We start from the raw sequence: 18,688 nt of genomic DNA, 5'->3' as shown, positions 1-18,688 counted from the left end.
GAAAAAGGAACCCCGGGGGCATGGTCCCCGGGGTTTTTCTTTGCCCTTGGCCGGAATGCGAGGCCATTCCGTGCGGAACCTTGCACTCTCCCTTGCGTTAGGAAAACGGTCCTGCCGGCAAAACCCCGCCGTTCACCAAGCTTTCACAAGGCGAATTTATGAGCTTGCGCTTATCCGCCCGTGAACCGATGATGGCGGCATTTCGAAATATGTATATTGTCCGGCGCGCCGGGAAATTTTTAGAGTTGGAAAGGTTTTGTTGTGAAGGAACAATCTCGAAAGATCACGCCGGTTCTTCTTGCCGGCGGTGCTGGTTCCCGGCTTTGGCCGGTATCGCGCGATCAGTTGCCCAAGCAGTTCCAGCCGCTGGTCGGCAATCTTTCGACCTATCAGCAGACGCTGCAGCGGGTGGGCGACAAGAGCCTTTATGCCGAACCGCTGGTGATCACCAACGAGGATTTCCGTTTCTTCGCTCGCCGCCAGGCGGAAGAGATCGATCTGCCGGCAACGGTGGTGCTTGAGCCCGCCCGCCGCGACAGCGCCGCCGCGATGGCCGCCGCCGCCGTGCTTGCCGAGCGCCGCGAGCCCGGATGCCTGGTGCTGGCGCTTGCCGCCGACCATGTGGTGCTCGATGCCCAAAAGTTTTCCGATGCCGTGAAGCTCGGCGCAAAAGCCGCCGATCAGGGCAATATCGTCGTCTTCGGCCTCGTGCCGACCGAGCCGCGTACCTCCTACGGTTATATCAAACCGGGCGAGGCGATCGACGGCGAGGAAGACCTCAGCACCGTCGATGCTTTTGTCGAGAAGCCGGATGTGAAGACGGCGATCTCCTACTTGGAAAAAGGTTATCTCTGGAACTCCGGCAACTTCCTGTTCCGTTCCGATGTGATGATCGCCGAACTGAAGGCCTTCGCGCCAGAGATCCTTGCCGCGGTGACGCAGGCGGTCGAGCAATATGAAAGCGACCTCGGTTTCGTGCGCCTGCATCAGGAAAGCTTCGAGGCTTCCCCGAAAAACTCCATCGACTATGCGGTGATCGAGAAGACCAAGCGTATGGCGGTGGTGCACGGCCATTTCCGCTGGTCGGATATCGGCAGCTGGGATGCGATCTGGGAGATTGCCGACAAGCGCGGCAACGACAACGCACTGGAAGGTAACGGCGTCTTCATCGATTCCGAAGGCTGCCTCATCCACTCCACGCAATTGCTGACGACGGTGGTGGGCGCGAAGGACATGGTGGTGGTGGCCACCAAGGATGCGGTTCTGGTGGTGCCGAAAAACCGGGTGCAGGATGTGAAGGGTCTGGTGGAAAAGCTGAAGGACAGTGAACACGCGCCACAGACGCAGACCCACAAGCGCGTCTACCGCCCCTGGGGTTATATCGAACACATGTATGTGGACGAGCGTTACCGGGTGGGCCACATCACGGTCGATCCCGGCCACCGCATTTCGTTCCAGAAACACTACCACCGCTCCGAACACTGGATCGTCGTGAAGGGAACCGCGACTGTCACGATCGGCGAGGAAACCCGGCTGCTGACGGAAAACCAGTCGGTTTATATCCCGATCGGCCAGCCGCACCGGCTGGCAAATGAGGGGCAGATTCCACTCGAACTGGTCGAAATCCAGACCGGAGCCTATATCGGCGAGGACGATGTCATCCGCATCGAGGATGATTACAAGAGGCAATAGGGGCACTGCCTATGCAAAGGGAACATAAGGCGAGGCGGACATAAGTCCGCTTCGCCTTTTTTGGTTCAGGCGGCTAGCGCGTTCAGGCAATGGGCAAAGCCATGGGACAGTATCGCCGCTTCCAGTCCCCGACGCCAGAATAGCCACCCGAAGATGAGGCCGGGAATAAAGTTGCCGAGCAGCACCGCAAGGACGAGCGCAGGTTGCGGCTGAGCGGCGATCGTGAACAGAAACGGCAGATGGCCGGCGGCGAAGAGAGCTGCGGCGATTATGATGGCAGCCCATACAAGAGATGATCGGATTTCCCCGCTTCCTGTCATGCGCCAGAGGGCCCATGCGAAAAACGACATCAGGCCCCACCGGGTCAGCAGCTCTTCCGTGATGCCGCCATATAAAATCCGGGTCGCCAGCGGGACGTCAAATCTGGTCATTTTTGCCAGGGTTGCCGCATCCGTGATCATGGGCAGGATCACCGACGAATAGATGATCATCAACACGGCGACGGCAATGCCCGCCGCAAGCGCAGGCGGCAACTGTCTTCGCAGCACTGCGCGCGTATTGTCACCCTGCAACCAGCTATCGATCAACGGGGCGCCAAGCCCGAGTTTCGCGGCAAGAGCCTGACCGGTTGCCACCGCTGTAACGGTCAGGATTGCCGGCTGGACGAGGATCAGCAGGCGCATAGCCAATGAAGCTTGCTGCCCCGGTATAAGCTGCTCAAACGTTGCCAGTAAAAGCGATGCGACACCGGTCAGTCCGATGATCAAAAGAATATGCCAGCGTTTCATGGTCTCTTTCGCCTGTTTTCTCACCATGAGGTCTGTAAATGACCGGCATTGCGTTTGGATTACGCGGTCCAATCCCCTGCGTCGCTTGGCTGTTCGGCATATTTACTGCCCGTTCGAAATGCCTCCTGACGGTGGTGGCGAGATTCGTATTTTAGGCGGTTGCCTAATCAAAAATCTTCGCATACGTTCCAACTGCAACGTTTCAGTGAGGGAGGAGACTCATGCGAATGCGTGTTATTTCTGCGGCTTTTCTGGCCAGCGTCATGATTCCGGCGGGTATTGCCGGGGCCACCGATCTTGAGGTGACCCATTGGTGGACATCAGGCGGCGAAGCCGCTGCCGTCGCCGAACTGGCCAAGGCTTTCGACGCGACCGGCAATAAATGGGTGGACGGCGCGATTGCCGGTTCGGGCGGCACGGCCCGGCCGATCATGATCAGCCGCATCACCGGTGGCGACCCGATGGGTGCCACCCAGTTCAACCACGGCCGGCAGGCGGAAGAGCTTGTCCAGGCAGGCCTGATGCGCGATCTTTCCGATGTTGCCGCAAAGGGTAACTGGAAAGATGTGATCAAGCCGGCAAGCCTGCTCGACAGCTGCACCATCGACGGCAAGATTTATTGTGCGCCGGTCAATATCCATTCCTGGCAATGGCTGTGGCTTTCCAATGCGGCCTTCAAAAAGGCGGGCGTAGAGGTTCCGAAGAACTGGACGGAATTCGTCGCAGCCGCACCGGCGCTGAAAAAGGCGGGCATCCAGCCGCTCGCGCTTGGCGGCCAGGCATGGCAGGCGAACGGCCTGTTCGACACGCTGACGCTTTCGATCGGCGGCAAGGACCTTTATCAGAAGGTCTATGGCGACAAGGATGCCGAAGCGGCAGCCGGTCCTGATATGGCGAAGATTTTCGCAGCTGCCGTCGAGGCCCGCGACATGGCCAAGGGCACCAATGTTCAGGACTGGAATCAGGCCACGAATATGGTGATAACGGGCAAGGCCGGCGGCCAGATCATGGGCGACTGGGCACAGGGCGAATTCCAGCTTGCCAATCAGAAAGCCGGCACGGACTATTCCTGCCTTCCCGGTCTGGGTCTCAGTGAATACCTCACCACGGGTGGCGACGCCTTTTATTTCCCTGTTTTGAAAGACGAGGCGAAAACCAAGGCGCAGGACGTTCTTGCCGCAACCATTGTTGATCCGAAAACGCAGGTTGCCTTTAACCTGAAAAAAGGCTCGCTGCCGATCCGCGGCGACGTCGACCTCAATGCAGCCAATGACTGCATGAAAAAGGGTCTGGCAATTCTGGCCAAAGGCAATGCGCTGACCAGCACCGACCAGCTGATTTCTGCCGATACGCAGAAACAGAAGGAAGACCTGATGGCGGAGTTCTTCGCGGGCTCGATGTCGGCAGAAGACGGGCAGAAGCGCTTCGCGGACATTATCGGTTCGGCTGACTGATTGTAATCTCTCCGGATCGGGGAGCGGTTCGCTGCTCCCCTTTCCAACGTCCGGCTTGCGCCAGAACAGTTGGCACTGGTCGGGGTTTCACGCGGCGGGGCTTTTTGCTCGGTCGTTGACTGTAACGTTACAGGAGGAGGTAACATGGCAGGTCAAACGCGCTCAGGGCGTCCCAACCAGCTTTTCCGCAATCTCAATTCCAAGATTGCCTCCATTCCCATGATCCTAACCGCCATGGTGATCTTCCTCGGCGGAACGATCTGGACGGTGATTTATTCCTTCACCAATTCCAAGCTTCTGCCGCGGGCAAGCTTCATCGGTTTTGACCAATATGAGCGGCTGTGGGCAGCGCCGCGCTGGATCGTGTCCATCCAGAATCTCGCGATATACGGCGTGCTGTCGCTGATCTTCAGCCTCGTCATCGGCTTCGTGCTGGCGGCGCTGATGGACCAGAAAATCCGGTTTGAAAACACCTTCCGCACGATATTTCTTTATCCCTTCGCCTTGTCCTTCATCGTTACCGGCCTCGTCTGGCAATGGTTGTTGAACCCGGAATTCGGCATCCAGTCCGTGGTCCGCTCGATGGGTTGGGAAAGCTTCACCTTCGATCCGCTCTATAATTCCCAGATCGTCATTTACGGCATCTTGATTGCAGCGCTCTGGCAGGGCACGGGGCTCGTCATGTGCCTGATGCTCGCCGGTCTTCGCGGTATCGATGAGGATATCTGGAAAGCTGCACGCGTCGACGGCATTCCGATGTGGAAGACCTATATTCTCATCATCATTCCCATGATGCGGCCCGTCTTCATCACCACGCTCGTCATCATCGCCAGCGGCATCGTCAAGGTTTACGATCTGGTGGTGGCGCAGACCAGCGGTGGGCCGGGCATTGCCTCCGAAGTGCCGGCGAAATATGTCTATGACTACATGTTTCAGGCGCAGAACCTGGGGCAGGGCTTCGCCGCCTCGACCATGATGCTTCTGACCGTCGCCATCATCGTCATCCCATGGGCCTACCTCGAATTCGGAGGCAAGAAGCGTGGCTAATATCAGCACACTGAACACGGTCGCCGCCGCAACCGATGCGGTTGCCCAGGACCTTTCCGGCCCGCGCGGCAAGAAGCCAAGGAAAACCTTTTCCCGCCGCAACATCATTCTTTACGGCACGCTGTTCGTTGCCGCCGCCTATTACCTGCTGCCGCTATACGTGATGGTTGTCACCTCGCTGAAGGGCATGCCGGAAATCCGGCTGGGCAACATCTTTGCGCCGCCGGTGGAAATCACCTTTGAGCCCTGGGTGAAGGCCTGGGCCAATGCCTGCACGGGATTGAACTGCGACGGGCTTTCGCGCGGATTCTGGAACTCGGTGCGCATTCTCGTGCCTTCGGTGGTGATCTCGATCATCGTCGCTTCCGTCAGCGGTTACGCCATGGCGAACTGGAAATTTAAGGGTTCGGAGCTGTTCTTCTCCATCCTCATCATCGGCGCCTTCATTCCCTATCAGGTGATGATCTATCCGATCGTTATCGTGCTGCGCGAAATGGGCGTCTATGGCACGCTGACCGGCCTCGTCATCGTTCACACCATCTTCGGCATGCCGATCCTGACGCTGCTGTTCCGCAACTATTTCGCCGCGCTGCCGGAAGAGTTGTTCAAGGCGGCGCGTATCGATGGCGCCAATTTCTGGCAGATCTATCTCCGTATCATGCTGCCCATGTCGCTGCCGATCTTCGTTGTGGCGATGATCCTGCAGGTGACCGGCATCTGGAACGACTTCCTGTTCGGCGTGGTGTTCACGCGGCCGGAATATTATCCGATGACCGTGCAGCTCAATAACATCGTCAACTCCGTGCAGGGCGTGAAGGAATACAACGTCAACATGGCCGCAACCCTTCTGACCGGGGCCGTGCCGCTGATCGTCTATTTCGTCTCCGGCAGGCTTTTCGTCCGCGGCATTGCTGCAGGCGCAGTAAAAGGTTGAGTTATATGAACAAAAGCGTTTCCATTCGCGATCTTTCCCTGTCCTTCGGTGCCGTCACCGTGCTGAAAGACCTCAATCTCGATATTTACGACGGCGAATTCCTCGTGCTGCTCGGCTCGTCCGGCTGCGGCAAGTCGACCCTTCTCAACTGCATTGCCGGCCTTCTGGAACCGACCGACGGGCAGATATTCATCAAGGACCGCAACGTCACCTGGGAGGAACCGAAGGATCGCGGCATCGGCATGGTGTTCCAGTCCTATGCGCTTTATCCGCAGATGACGGTGGAGAAAAACCTGTCCTTCGGCCTTCAGGTCGCAAAGGTGCCGAAAGAGGAAATCGACCGGCGCGTGAAACGGGCGGCGGGCATCTTGCAGATCGAGCCGCTGCTGAAACGCAAGCCTGCCGAACTGTCCGGCGGCCAGCGTCAGCGCGTGGCGATCGGCCGGGCGCTGGTGCGGGATGTGGATGTCTTCCTGTTCGATGAACCGCTCTCCAACCTCGACGCCAAGCTGCGCTCGGAACTGCGCGTCGAAATCAAGCGGCTGCACCAGTCGCTGAAAAACACCATGATCTATGTGACGCACGACCAGATCGAGGCGCTGACGCTGGCGGATCGCATCGCCATCATGAAAAGCGGTGTCATCCAGCAGCTGGCCGATCCCGTCACCATCTATAACAAACCGCGGAACCTCTTCGTCGCCGGCTTCATCGGCTCGCCCTCGATGAATTTCCTGCGCGGCGAGTTGATCGAAAAGGACGGCAAGGTGGTCTTCACCACCAATGGCGTGACTTTCGCGCTGGACGGTTATCATCCGGAGACGCCGCTTGCCGCCGGCCGTGCCGTGGTTCTGGGTGTCCGCCCGGAACATGTGCGCGTCGATGCCGATATTGTTGGCGGTGAGGTGCACGAGGCGATCGTCGATATCGAGGAGCCGATGGGCGCCGACAATCTGATCTGGCTGAAACATGCCGGGCATACCATGTCCGTGCGTGTCGGCGGCCACAGACGGTTTTCACCGGGCACCAAGGTGCGCCTCGGCCTCGACATGACGATGGCCTCGCTTTTCGACGCGCAAAGCGAGGAACGGCTCTAGAACAGCTTCGATTTTCCCCCCACACAGTCCAAAGACCCAGATCTCTATGGAGGAGACAATGACAGAACTCGGTTTCCAGCTTTACAGCGCCCGCAATTTTCAGCCTTTTTCCGATATTCTGAAAAAGCTTTCGGCGGCGGGTTATAAACATGTCGAAGGCTACGGCGCGATGTATGCGTCGCTGGATGAAGCTGGTCTGAAAGGTCTGCGCGCCGAACTCGATGCCAACGGCCTGACCATGCCAACTGGCCATTTCGGTCTCGATCTTCTTGAGGGCGATCCAAAAAAGGCGCTGAACATCGCGAGAGTTCTGGGCGTGGAGGCGATCTATTGCCCTTACCTGATGCCTGACCAGCGCCCGACAGATGCTGCAGGCTGGTTCGCCTTCGGCAAGCGCCTGCAGGAAGCCGGAAAGCCCTTCGTGGATGCCGGGCTGATCTTCGGCTGGCATAACCACGATTTCGAGTTCAAGACGCTTGACGATGGCTCGACGCCGCAGGAGCAGATTTTTGCCGGCGGCCCGGACCTGAAATGGGAAGCGGATATAGCCTGGATTATCAGAGGCAATGCCGATCCGCTGGCCTGGATCGAAAGCTACGGCAAGCGCATCACCGCCGTGCATGTCAAGGATATCGCGCCCGCGGGAGAGAATGCGGATGAGGATGGCTGGGCTGACGTCGGCCATGGTACAGTGGACTGGAAGGGCCTCGTTGCTGCGCTGAAGGCGAAATCCGCCACGAAACATTTCGTGGTCGAGCACGACAACCCGAAAGATATCGACCGGCTCATCACCCGCTCGATCGCATCGTTCAAAACCTATTGAGTTTCAATTTTTCGGAGTTTCATCATGGCCAGAGATCTTGGCGTCGGCATCATCGGATGCGGCAATATCTCGTCTGCTTATTTCTCGTTGGCGCCGCTCTTCAAGGGCATCAAGGTGCTTGCCTGCGCCGACCTCAACCGCAATGCAGCGGAGCTGAGGGCGGAAGAATTCGGCGTTGTCGCGCAGTCCATCGAGGACCTGCTCGCCAATAAGGATATCGATGTGGTGGTGAACCTCACCATTCCCGCAGCGCATTTTCCGGTGTCGAAAGCCGCACTTGAAGCGGGCAAGCACGTCTATTCGGAAAAGCCGCTGGTGCTTTCGCTGGAAGAGGGTGAAGAACTGCGGCGTATCGCCCGGGAGAAGAACCTCTCCGTTGGTTGCGCGCCGGACACCTTCCTCGGCGGCGCACATCAGCTTGCCCGGCAATATATCGATGAGGGCAAGGTCGGGCGTATCACGTCAGGCACCTGCCATGTGATGAGCCCCGGCATGGAGATGTGGCACCCCAATCCGGGCTTCTTCTTCCTGAAGGGCGGCGGGCCGATCCTCGATCTCGGCCCCTACTACGTCGCCAATCTCATCAACCTCATCGGCCCGGTCAAGCGTGTCGGCGCATTGACGTCAATGGCGAACCCCACCCGCACAGTGACCAGCCAGCCGCTGAACGGTGAGATCATCCCGGTCGAAACGCCGACCAACATCCATGCACTGCTGGAATTCGTGAACGGAGCAACGATCACGCTTTCGGCCAGCTGGGATGTCTGGTCGCATCGCCACGCCAATATGGAACTCTATGGCACGGAAGGCTCGATCTACGTGCCGGACCCGAACTTCTTCGGCGGCGTGGTGGAAGCAAGCGGACGGGACAAGAATATCCAGCCGCTGGAAGACTGGGCGCATCCCTTCGGCATCGCCAATCAGGAAAGCCCGAACGGCCCGCGCGCTAATTACCGCACGGCCGGCCTTGCTGATATGGCGATTGCAATCCTTGAAGGCCGTGATGCACGTTGTTCGCTGGATCGCTCCCTGCACGGTATCGACGTGATGACCTCCATCCTCAAATCCGGGGAAGAGGGGCGCTTCATCGAGATGACCACGACCTGCACCCAGCCGGCAGCGCTCGGCATTGAAGAGGCGCAGGCGCTGCTGCTTTGATGTGACGACCGATCATACAGGCGGCGGAGGCGACTCCGCCGCTTTTTTTGTTTTCGGCGGCAACGGCAGCAACCGGTGCGCTACTGCTGTCATCTTAAAGCTCTTCACAATCCCTTCGCTTTGGTTTAAAGCCGCGCCGTATCCGGTCGCAGCCCACCCGGTCAAAACAAGGGATCCCAACTTATGAAAACCATCGTCATCTGCTCCGGCGGATTGGACTCCGTTTCGCTTGCGCATAAAATCGCCGCGGAACATGAACTTCTCGCTCTCGTCTCCTTCGATTATGGCCAGCGCCACAAGAAGGAACTGGATTTTGCCGCCGATTGCGCGAGGCGTCTCGGCGTGCCGCATCATGTCATCGATATCCGCACCATCGGCGCGCATCTCACCGGCTCGGCGCTGACGGACGATATTGCGGTGCCGGATGGGCATTATGCGGAAGAGACCATGCGCTCCACCGTGGTGCCGAACCGCAACGCCATCATGCTCACCATCGCCTTCGGCCTTGCCGCCGCCCAGCAGGCGGATGCGGTGGCAATCGCCGTGCATGGCGGCGACCATTTCATCTATCCCGATTGCCGGCCGGGCTTCATCGACAGTTTCAACGCCATGCAGGCGCATGCGCTGGAAGGTTACGCCGACGTCAAGCTCTTTGCGCCTTACGTCACGGTCTCCAAGGCGGCGATCGTTACCGATGGCGTGAAATACGGCACGCCCTTCGGCGAAACATGGTCCTGCTACAAGGGGGGGCTACGCCATTGCGGCCGCTGCGGCACCTGCGTGGAACGGCGCGAGGCCTTTCATCTGGCGGGCGTCACCGACCCGACCGACTATGAGGACCCCGATTTCTGGGTGGCGGCGACCCATGCCTATGCGGCGCAGGAGGTGCGCTGATGTTCCGCATCACCAAGGAGTTTCATTTCTCCGCCTCGCACCAGCTGAAAAGCCTGCCGTCTGATCACCAGTGCGCCCGTCTGCATGGGCACAATTACATCGTAGAGGTCGAGCTTACTGGTGAAGAGCTGAACGAGCACGGTTTCGTGCGCGACTATCATGAGCTTGCGCCACTGAAGCACTATATCGACAGCCATTTCGATCATCGCCACCTGAACGACGTTCTCGGCCATGACCGGGTAACGGCGGAATGTCTGGCGAAGCATTTTTATGACTGGTGCAAGATAAGCCTGCCGGAAACCAGCGCCGTGCGGGTGAGCGAAACCGCCAAGACCTGGGCGGAATACCGCCCATGACGGCGGCTGCGCAGAAGGTTCTGGCGAAGGAAGCGGCGATCCGCATCAGCGAAATCTTCGGCCCGACCATTCAGGGCGAGGGGCCGCTGATTGGCCTGCCTACCGTTTTCGTGCGCACCGGCGGCTGCGATTACCGCTGTTCCTGGTGCGATACGCTGCATGCGGTCGACAGCGAGTACCGCGATACGTGGAAACCGATGCCTGTCGAGACGATCTGGCAGGAGGTGCGTCGGCTTTCCGGCGGCTTGCCGCTGACGGTCTCACTGTCAGGCGGCAATCCCGCCATCCAGCCGCTCGGGGCTTTGATCGCGAAGGGGCATGGCGAGGGGTATCGTTTCGCGCTGGAAACACAGGGCAGCATCGCGAAAGACTGGTTTGCCGATCTCGATCATCTGGTGCTGAGCCCGAAACCGCCATCGAGTGGTATGGAAACGGACTGGCAGGCTTTAGAGAACTGTCTTGCCGCCACCGGCGACGGACCGCAGGTGGCGCTGAAGATCGTGGTTTTCGATGATGCGGATTATGCTTACGCCAAAGCGGCATCGGCACGTTTCCCGCATCTGCCCGTTTACCTCCAGCCCGGCAACCATACCCCACCGCCGCCCGATGATGACGACGCGCGCGTGGATATCGATGGTGTGATGGACCGGATGTTGTGGCTGGTGGACAAGGTGAGCGAAGACCGCTGGTTTTCCGCCCGCGTGCTGCCGCAGCTGCATGTGTTGTTGTGGGGGAATAAGCGGGGCGTTTGAAGGGATGCGGATTGGCATATGCCTTTCCCCATCATCCTCGCCCTTGAGGCGAAAATCCACGCGCCGTTGAAGGAAACGGATCCTCGGGTCGAACCCGAGGATGGCGTCGATTGGGAGGAGCGATGTGGAGGAACATCACTCCTCCCTAGCAGCGGCTTGCGCCGCCGCTCTTCTGCAATCAGGCCGAAACGGCCAGCTCGCGCCGCTCACGGTCGGCGATGATCGAGAGATCAAGCACCTTCTGTAGATTGGCGGCATGGCGGAAATCGGGGTCGGCAACGCCGCCTTCCATCACCGCTTTGGCGAATTTTTCGTAATTCGTTGCCACCGGATCGACGTCGATCGTCTTCCAGATTGCCTTTTCCACATCTTCGCCGATGCAGGCCCGCAGGCTGGAATAGTCAGGCGTGTGGATGACTTCGAGCGCGCCTTTGTCGCCATGGATACGCAGGCGGAGTTCGTTGAGGTGGCCCGTCGCCCAGCGGCTGGCATGGATGACGCCCATGGCGCCGTTTTCCAGTTCGGCGGTCATGGTGAAGCTGTCATTGGCGTCGAGATCGTAGACGCCGATCCTGTTGCCTTCATATTTGTCGAAGGTCTTCAGCCTCGTAAAGATGCGCTCCACATCACTGCCCGCGCCATAGGAGGCGAAGTCGAGAATGTGGATGCCGACATCGCCGAGAACGCCGTTGGAGCCGTGCTTGGTGGAAAGCCGCCACAGCCATTTGCTCTCCGTCATCCAGTCGCCCCAGGCCTTGGAAACGAGCCAGCTCTGGAGATAGGAAGCTTCGAGATGGCGCACCTTGCCGATCTTTCCGGCCAGCACCATTTCGCGTGCTGCCTGCAAGGGGGCGACATTGCGATAGGTGAGGTTGACCATGGCGACGAGGCCCGCCTTTTCGGCCGCATCGGCCATTTCTGCGGCCTTGGCGTAGTTTTCCGCCAGTGGCTTTTCGCAGAAGACGTGCTTGCCCGCTGCGAGCAGTTTCAGGCTGGTGGGGTGGTGGATGGCGTCAGGTGTGACGTTTGCCGCTGCGTCGAATTCGCCCCAGGCAATCGCGTCATCGAGCGAAGTGAAGGAGAGTGGAATGTTGTGGCGCAGCGCGAAGCCCCGCACCACCACATCGTCCACATCCACCGCAGCCACCAGTTCGACGCCGGGGATTTGGGAGAAATATGTGGCATGGTTGTTGGCCATGCCGCCGGTTCCGAGAATGAGAAGTCTCATGGCTTATTACCTGTAACCTGCTTCGCCAGCCTTATGCAGCTTGGGGCCGCGTTCTTCGATCGGCTCCAGCGCCTTGTCGACGGGAACATTGGGGGCAGCATGGATGCTCGTCAGTGCGCCGGCCGGATTATAGGCCCATTTCACCGAATTGCTGATGACCTTCTGCACATTGGCGTCGTGGTAGGTCGGATAGGTCTCGTGGCCGGGGCGGAAATAAAAGATGTTGCCCGCGCCACGGCGCCAGGTGAGGCCGGAACGGAAAACTTCGCCGCCCTGGAACCAGGAGATGAATACGGTTTCCAGAGGCTCCGGCACGGAGAACTGCTCGCCATACATTTCTTCGTTTTCCAGCTCGAAATGCTCGGGCAGGCCGGCTGCGATCGGGTGGCGCGGATTGATCGTCCACAGACGCTCACGTTCACCGGCCTCGCGCCACTTCAGCGCGCAGGGCGTGCCCATCAGCCGCTTGAAAGGCTTGGAGAAGTGGCCGGAATGCAGGACGATGAGGCCCATGCCTTCCCAGACGCGCTTGGCGACGCGCTCGACGATCTCGTCCTGAACCGCGCCATGGTCCTTGTGGCCCCACCAGACAAGAACGTCGGTCTTGTCCAGACGCTCCTGCGAAAGGCCGTGTTCCGCCTCCTGCAGCGTCGCGGTGGTGGCGCTGATCTCGGGGTTCTGGTTCAGCGCGTCGGCAATGGTGTTGTGCATGCCGTTTGGATAGATCGAACGCACCGTCTCATTGATGTGTTCGTGGATATTTTCGCCCCATACAACGGTGTTGATGGTCATTTTCATGCTCCTCGGTGAAAGCCGGGACCTTGGGTGATCCCGGCGAAAGTTGAATGTTCAGGCAGCACCCCGGGCGGGGTTGCGGGCTAATGCCCGGCCTTGCGCGTCGAAACGGTGGATTTGTGCCGCATCCGGCACGATGGCGATGCGTTCGCCCGCCTTGCGGTTGGTCACACCCTCCTCGCGAACGACGATGGGCTCGCCGGCACCGATCTCGACATAGATGTAGCTGTCCGATCCCAGCATTTCCGAATGCACGATCTCGCCGTTCCAGCCATTTTCGCCTGTGTTGATGGTGATATGTTCGGGACGGATGCCGATGGTCGCGGCACCTTCCGTCTCCGCATATTTGCCGGTGAGGATGTTCATCTTCGGCGAGCCGATGAAGCCGGCAACGAAGGTGTTGACCGGGCTTTCGTAAAGCTCGAGCGGCGTGCCGATCTGTTCGACGCGGCCATCGCGCAGAACGCAGATGCGGTCGGCGAGCGTCATGGCTTCCACCTGGTCGTGGGTGACGTAGATCATCGTCGTGTCATGCATCTCCCGGTGCAGCTTGGCGATTTCGAGACGGGTTGCGACGCGAAGCGCCGCATCGAGGTTGGAGAGTGGTTCGTCGAACAGGAACACCTTCGGATCACGCACGATGGCACGGCCGATGGCGACACGCTGGCGCTGGCCGCCGGAAAGCTGCTTCGGCAGACGTTCCAGATAGGGCGTGAGCTGCAGCATTTCCGCTGCCGCCTCTACACGCTTGCGGCGCTGCTCCTTGTCGGCGCCTGATAGTTTCATGCCGAATGCCATGTTTTCAAATACGGTCATATGCGGATAAAGCGCATAGGACTGGAAGACCATGGCGACGCCACGCTTGGCGGGTGGCAGGCGGTTGACGGCCTCTCCGTCAAAGGAGAGCGTGCCGCCAGTGATTTCCTCGAGCCCGCAGATGAGGCGTAGCAGCGTGGACTTGCCGCAACCGGAAGGGCCGACGAAAACCATGAACTCGCCGGAGCGGATGTCCATGTCGATGCCCTTGATGACATCGAAGGCGCCGAAGGATTTGCGAAGATTGCGCAGTTGAATGGTGGTCATGAGATTTCTCCTAGCCTTTGACGCCGCCGGCGGTGAGGCCGGAAATGATGCGTCGCTGGAAGATAAGAACGAGGACGACGAGCGGGGCGGTGACGATGACGGAGGCCGCCATGATCGTTCCCCAGGGGATTTCAAACTGCGAACCGCCCGAAAGAAGTGCGATGGCGACGGGCACCGTGCGCTGTTCGTTCGATGAGGTGAAGGTGAGCGCGAAGAGGAACTCGTTCCATGCCGCAATGAAGGCGAGGAGCCCTGTGGTGACGAGTGCCGGCCACATCAGCGGCATGAAGACCTGGGTGATGATGACCCATGGCGTTGCGCCATCGACGATTGCCGCTTCCTCGATTTCGATCGGCAGGTCGCGCATGAATGTCGTCAGCACCCAGACAGTGAAGGGCAGGGTGAAGATCATGTAGGAAAAGATCAGCGCGAGCGGCGTGTTGAAGATGCCAGCCCAGCGGATAAGTTCGAACAGGCCGGCGAGAACGGCGATCTGTGGAAACATCGAGACCGAGAGGATGGTGAGCAGAAGCAGCGAGCGGCCCCGGAAACGGACACGGGCGAGAGCATAGGACGCCGTTACCGCAAGGAACAGCGACAGTACGACGACTGAAGATGCAACGAACAGCGAATTGCCGAGATTGCGCAGGAACGTGCCGTTGCCGATGACGAAGTTGTAATTGGTCAGCGAGAATTCACGCGGCCAGTAGTTCACCTGGAACAGCGCTGAGCCGGATTTCAGGCTGGTCAGTATCGCGTAATAGAACGGGAATACCGAAATCACCATGATGACGGCGACCAGCGCATAAAAGGCGGTGGTTTTCAGGATGCTTGGCAGGGTCATCGCGAAGCTCCATCTGTGTTGACGCGCCCGAGCCACATATAAACGACTGTTATCGAGGCGATGATGAGGAACAGCATGGTGGAAGCGGCTGCGCCATAGGCGAACTTGTCGAAATCGAACAGGTTCTCACGCGCCAGCACCGACATCGTGCGGGTCTGGGCGTTATTCGGCGTCAGAATGTAGATGAGGTCGAAGACGCGCATCGCATCCAGCATACGGAAGATGACGGCAACCATGAGCGCTGGCCGGATCATTGGCAGGGTGACGCGGAAGAACACCTTGACGGGGTGGATACCGTCCACCTTCGCCGCCTCATACATGTCCTTCGGCACCATTTGCAGGCCGGCGAGAATGAGCAACGCCATGAAGGGCGTCGTCTTCCAGATATCGACAATAAGAACGGCGACCATTGCGGTGTCCGGATTGGCGGTCCATGCGATCTTGTGGGAGATCAGCCCGAGATTGAGGAACAGGTCGTTCAAGATACCGAACTGGTCGTTCAGCATCCACGCCCACATCTGCGCCGAAACGATGGTGGGAATGGCCCATGGAACGAGGATGGCGGCGCGCACGAGGCCGCGTCCCTTGAATTCCGCGTTCAGCACCAGCGCAACGATAAGGCCGAGAACGGTTTCGAAGCTGACCGAAAGGATGGTGAATTTCAGCGTGTTCAGAACCGCGCCCCACCAGGCGGGATCAGCCAACAGGCCGCGATAGATGGTGCGGCCGCTGCTGAGCGTGATCCAGGTGAGGTAGTTCTTGAAGCCAACGAATTGTGCGCCGTCAAGATTGGTCAGCGACGCGTCGGTGAGGCTGAACCAGACGGTGCGCACCAGCGGCCAGCCGGCCACCATCGCAAGTACCAGAAACGTGGGGGCTAGGAACAGCCATGCGGATTTCAGGCGTTCCGACTGAAGGTCGGAGCCGGTGCCGGATGCCGCGGCCGGTCTTTGAAGGGCGGTATCGTTCATGGGGATATCTCGCAGTTGGGGTGTGGGAAACGCTCAGGCTAGACCGCTTCCCACACGGGCCGGATTACCAGCCGTTGCCTTTGAGATCGGTCAATTCGACTTCAAGGAGCTCAAGGTTTTCCGCCGCCGTGCCGTTGCCGGAGAGCGTGTTGTGCACGGCACCCCAGAATTTCGCTGAAACCTCGTTGTATTTCACCTTCGCCGAGGCAGAGGGGCGTGGAACGGCGGTCTGGAAAATCGGCTTCCATGTCGGCATGAAAGGCTGTGCGTCCGCGACATCCTTGTCGTCATAAAGCGAGGCGATCGTGGGCATGTTGGAAAGCTGGATCGCACGCATCTTCTGGGTATCCTTCGATGCGAGGAACTTCACGAGCTGGATGGCAGCTTCCTGATCGTCGGAATATTTCGAAACGGCGAGGTTCCAGCCGCCGAGCGTTGAGGCGGGTGCCGCACCCTCTTCACCGGCCGGCAACGGCGTGACGCCGAATTTGCCCTTGATGGCGCTGTCGGCACCGTTTCCAAGCGCATATGCATAGGGCCAGTTGCGCATGAAGACGGAATTGCCGGTCTGCCAGACGCCGCGTGCTTCCTCTTCCTTGTAGGCAAGCACGCCCTGCGGCGCGATGGTGCCGACCCAGCCCTTGGCGGCTTCAATCGCGGCTGCGGCTTTCTCGTTGTTGATGGAGATGTCGCCGTTGGTCTCAACGATATGACCGCCACCGGCGGATGCGATCCATTCCAGCGCGTTGCAGGTCAGACCTTCATAGGCGCTGCCCTGGAAGACGAAGCCCCAGAGGTCCTTCTGCCCGCCTTCGCGTTCCTTGTCCTGAATTTCCTTGGCGGTCTCGCCCAGTTCCTTCCAGGTTTTCGGAGGCTGCTTGCCGTATTTTTCCAGAAGGTCCTTGCGGTAGAACAGAGCGGGTGCATCGGTGAACATCGGCATGGCGACAAGTTTGCCGTCCACGGTCTGCGACGCAACGATGGAGGGGAAATGATCGCCGATGACGTCCTTGGTCGCTTCGGTCAAATCCACGAACTGGTCGGAGAGCTGCGGCGCCCAGATCACGTCGGTCTGATAGACGTCGACATCCTTGTTGCCGGCCGCGAGCCACAGGCGGTACTGGCTGAATTGTTCGCTTGATGAAGAAGGCATGGTGACGAGATTGACCTTGTGGCCGGTCTCTTTCTCGAAGGCGGCGATCCGCTCCCGGAAGAACGCGATGTTCTTGCCGGTGGAATTGGCGGCGATGGAAAGTTCGGCCGCCTGCGCTGAAACGGCGGCGGAAAGTACGCTGCCGCACAGGAACAAAGTCTTCATGGAAATATTCATTGTCAAACTCCTCCGTTGACGCTTCCGATTGTCCTCAAAATTGAAAGCGCTTTTGACTGAGGCGAGGCTCGCAAAAGCGGACCAATCTGTCAATACTCTTTCTACTTGTGCGAAAATTCGGCATTTCTGACGGTTGTTTTGCGGTGTTTGCATTTCAAAATGACCAACTGTAAGGTTTCAGTTGGATAAAAATTGAAATCGTTTTCAATTATTGTCCGCTTGAAAAATCTGCTGCGGCAACGCATGCAGGGGCAAATTGGCGAAAAACATGAAACTCAAGGAATTCGCAGAAAAGGTCGGGCTGTCGCCCACCACCGTCAGCCGGGCGCTTGGCGGCTATCCCGAGGTGCGCGAGGAAACGCGGCAACGGGTGATGGAGGCTGCGCTGAAATACGGCTACCGGCCGAATGCCAACGCCGTCAGGCTGGCAACCGGCAGGGCGGGCGCCATCGGCGTCGTCATGGGCCGTTCGGGCGGCGGACATTTCTTTTCGGAATTCATGGGGGGCATGGCGACCCGTCTGGAACAGGAAGAAACCGACATTCTCGTCAGCGTCACCGTCGACAATAATCTCGATGAGGAGCTGGCGATTTTCAGCCGGCTGGCGGCGAGCGGCCGGGTGGATGGCATCATCGTGCATTCGCCGCGCCCCGAGGATGAGCGCATCGCGCTGCTTCACCGGCTGGGCGTGCCCTTCATCGTGCATGGCCGCTCCAAGACGCCGTTCGAACATGCCTGGCTTGATATCGACAACCACGATGTAACCTATCGACCAACGATCCATTTTCTGGAGCGCGGCCATCGCCGCATCGCCCTGATCAACGGTCCCGTCGGCCGCACCTTCGTTCAGGACCGCGAGCAGGGGTTCAGGGATGCGCTGGCCACCCATGGCATCACGCCCGATCCGCGTTTCATGATGAACGCGCATTTCAGCGAAGATACCGCCTTCCGCTTTGCCCGCTCGCTGCTGGAACAGACGCCGCGCCCGACGGCCTTCGTCGCGGGCGCGATGATGACGGCGCAGGGTGTCTATCGCGCCGCCACGCAGATGGGGCTGGTGATCGGCAAGGACGTTTCCGTCATCGCCCATGACGACGTGTTTCCCTATCTGACGCCGGAAAGCATTATGCCGCCGCTTTCCACCACCCGCTCGCCCATGCGCATGGCGGGCATTCGGGTGACGGATCTGTTGTTGCAGATCATCGGCGGTCGTCCCGTGCGCGAGGTTCAGGAATTGTGGCCGGTCGAACTGATCCTGCGGGAATCGGTCGGCCCTGCCTGAGCTTCTCGTCATAGCTCACTGATTCCACTCCGTTTTGTGAACGTCAGTTGATAACGTTCGTCTTTCGTCATCTATACGTCCGCGCCGTCTCATGTATAATCCGAACAGTTACGGGTGTTATGGAACAGGACCCGGGCCGGCGCGTTGAGGGGACGTGTCGAAG

The 18,688-nt window shown here is 59.2% G+C and carries 18 protein-coding genes; 11 read left to right on the top strand and 7 right to left on the bottom strand.

Annotated elements, in window-relative coordinates; genetic code table 11:
- The first annotated feature begins 261 nt into the window (after positions 1-261).
- Positions 262-1,692, top strand: a complete 1,431-nt coding sequence (locus MRBLRC7O_RS16080) for a mannose-1-phosphate guanylyltransferase/mannose-6-phosphate isomerase (RefSeq protein WP_020811966.1) — start codon at positions 262-264, stop codon at positions 1,690-1,692.
- Positions 1,693-1,757: 65 nt separating this feature from the next.
- Here MRBLRC7O_RS16080 and MRBLRC7O_RS16075 read toward each other — a convergent pair whose 3' ends face one another.
- On the bottom strand, positions 1,758-2,480 hold the full coding sequence (locus MRBLRC7O_RS16075) for a CPBP family glutamic-type intramembrane protease (RefSeq protein WP_020811967.1): 723 nt from the start codon (positions 2,478-2,480) through the stop codon (positions 1,758-1,760).
- A gap of 221 nt (positions 2,481-2,701) precedes the next feature.
- On the opposite strand from MRBLRC7O_RS16075, the gene MRBLRC7O_RS16070 reads away from it, so the two are divergent.
- The 9 genes from MRBLRC7O_RS16070 to queE all read left to right on the top strand — a co-directional run bounded on the left by MRBLRC7O_RS16070 (position 2,702) and on the right by queE (position 10,992).
- Complete coding sequence (locus tag MRBLRC7O_RS16070; RefSeq protein ID WP_020811968.1) at positions 2,702-3,934, top strand: ABC transporter substrate-binding protein; 1,233 nt, start codon at positions 2,702-2,704, stop codon at positions 3,932-3,934.
- A gap of 144 nt (positions 3,935-4,078) precedes the next feature.
- Positions 4,079-4,981: a carbohydrate ABC transporter permease gene (locus tag MRBLRC7O_RS16065; protein ID WP_003506291.1), complete on the top strand. Its 903-nt coding sequence runs from the start codon at positions 4,079-4,081 to the stop codon at positions 4,979-4,981.
- Complete coding sequence (locus tag MRBLRC7O_RS16060) at positions 4,974-5,915, top strand: carbohydrate ABC transporter permease (RefSeq protein ID WP_020811969.1); 942 nt, start codon at positions 4,974-4,976, stop codon at positions 5,913-5,915. The genes MRBLRC7O_RS16065 and MRBLRC7O_RS16060 overlap by 8 nt, the downstream gene beginning before the upstream one ends.
- 5 nt (positions 5,916-5,920) lie before the next feature.
- A complete protein-coding gene (locus MRBLRC7O_RS16055) occupies positions 5,921-7,009 on the top strand; it encodes an ABC transporter ATP-binding protein (RefSeq protein WP_003506294.1) in 1,089 nt (362 codons plus the stop codon).
- Positions 7,010-7,067: 58 nt separating this feature from the next.
- Complete coding sequence (locus MRBLRC7O_RS16050; protein WP_003506296.1) at positions 7,068-7,832, top strand: sugar phosphate isomerase/epimerase family protein; 765 nt, start codon at positions 7,068-7,070, stop codon at positions 7,830-7,832.
- Between the two features lie 24 nt (positions 7,833-7,856).
- Positions 7,857-8,990 carry a Gfo/Idh/MocA family protein gene (locus MRBLRC7O_RS16045; RefSeq protein ID WP_020811970.1) on the top strand — a complete coding sequence of 378 codons (1,134 nt, stop codon included), beginning with the start codon at positions 7,857-7,859 and terminating at the stop codon, positions 8,988-8,990.
- Between the two features lie 183 nt (positions 8,991-9,173).
- Positions 9,174-9,884, top strand: a complete 711-nt coding sequence (queC, locus tag MRBLRC7O_RS16040) for a 7-cyano-7-deazaguanine synthase QueC (protein ID WP_020811971.1) — start codon at positions 9,174-9,176, stop codon at positions 9,882-9,884.
- The gene (gene queD, locus MRBLRC7O_RS16035) at positions 9,884-10,240 is read left to right on the top strand and encodes a 6-carboxytetrahydropterin synthase QueD (RefSeq protein WP_003506304.1); all 357 of its coding nucleotides are present in this window, start codon (positions 9,884-9,886) and stop codon (positions 10,238-10,240) included. The genes queC and queD overlap by 1 nt, the downstream gene beginning before the upstream one ends.
- The gene (gene queE / locus MRBLRC7O_RS16030; RefSeq protein ID WP_020811972.1) at positions 10,237-10,992 is read left to right on the top strand and encodes a 7-carboxy-7-deazaguanine synthase QueE; all 756 of its coding nucleotides are present in this window, start codon (positions 10,237-10,239) and stop codon (positions 10,990-10,992) included. The genes queD and queE overlap by 4 nt, the downstream gene beginning before the upstream one ends.
- A 178-nt stretch (positions 10,993-11,170) precedes the next feature.
- On the opposite strand, the gene MRBLRC7O_RS16025 is transcribed toward queE, so the two are convergent.
- From MRBLRC7O_RS16025 to MRBLRC7O_RS16000, 6 genes are all read right to left on the bottom strand, one after another.
- Positions 11,171-12,220, bottom strand: a complete 1,050-nt coding sequence (locus MRBLRC7O_RS16025; protein ID WP_020811973.1) for a Gfo/Idh/MocA family protein — start codon at positions 12,218-12,220, stop codon at positions 11,171-11,173.
- Positions 12,221-12,226: 6 nt separating this feature from the next.
- Positions 12,227-13,012: a ThuA domain-containing protein gene (locus MRBLRC7O_RS16020; RefSeq protein WP_003506309.1), complete on the bottom strand. Its 786-nt coding sequence runs from the start codon at positions 13,010-13,012 to the stop codon at positions 12,227-12,229.
- Between the two features lie 57 nt (positions 13,013-13,069).
- The gene (locus MRBLRC7O_RS16015) at positions 13,070-14,098 is read right to left on the bottom strand and encodes an ABC transporter ATP-binding protein (RefSeq protein WP_003506311.1); all 1,029 of its coding nucleotides are present in this window, start codon (positions 14,096-14,098) and stop codon (positions 13,070-13,072) included.
- 10 nt (positions 14,099-14,108) lie between these two features.
- Positions 14,109-14,942: a carbohydrate ABC transporter permease gene (locus MRBLRC7O_RS16010; protein WP_003510927.1), complete on the bottom strand. Its 834-nt coding sequence runs from the start codon at positions 14,940-14,942 to the stop codon at positions 14,109-14,111.
- The gene (locus tag MRBLRC7O_RS16005; protein ID WP_003510926.1) at positions 14,939-15,913 is read right to left on the bottom strand and encodes a carbohydrate ABC transporter permease; all 975 of its coding nucleotides are present in this window, start codon (positions 15,911-15,913) and stop codon (positions 14,939-14,941) included. The genes MRBLRC7O_RS16010 and MRBLRC7O_RS16005 overlap by 4 nt, the downstream gene beginning before the upstream one ends.
- Before the next feature lie 64 nt (positions 15,914-15,977).
- A complete protein-coding gene (locus tag MRBLRC7O_RS16000) occupies positions 15,978-17,243 on the bottom strand; it encodes an ABC transporter substrate-binding protein (protein ID WP_020811974.1) in 1,266 nt (421 codons plus the stop codon).
- 268 nt (positions 17,244-17,511) lie between these two features.
- Between MRBLRC7O_RS16000 and MRBLRC7O_RS15995 the strand changes: the two genes are divergently transcribed.
- The gene (locus tag MRBLRC7O_RS15995) at positions 17,512-18,525 is read left to right on the top strand and encodes a substrate-binding domain-containing protein (protein ID WP_031234232.1); all 1,014 of its coding nucleotides are present in this window, start codon (positions 17,512-17,514) and stop codon (positions 18,523-18,525) included.
- Positions 18,526-18,688: the final 163 nt, after the last annotated feature.

The sequence above is a fragment of the Agrobacterium radiobacter genome (assembly GCF_040801995.1).
Lineage (GTDB): Bacteria > Pseudomonadota > Alphaproteobacteria > Rhizobiales > Rhizobiaceae > Agrobacterium > Agrobacterium radiobacter.
Note: the sequence above shows the minus strand (reverse complement) of the source record. Positions and strands in the feature narration are given on the sequence as shown.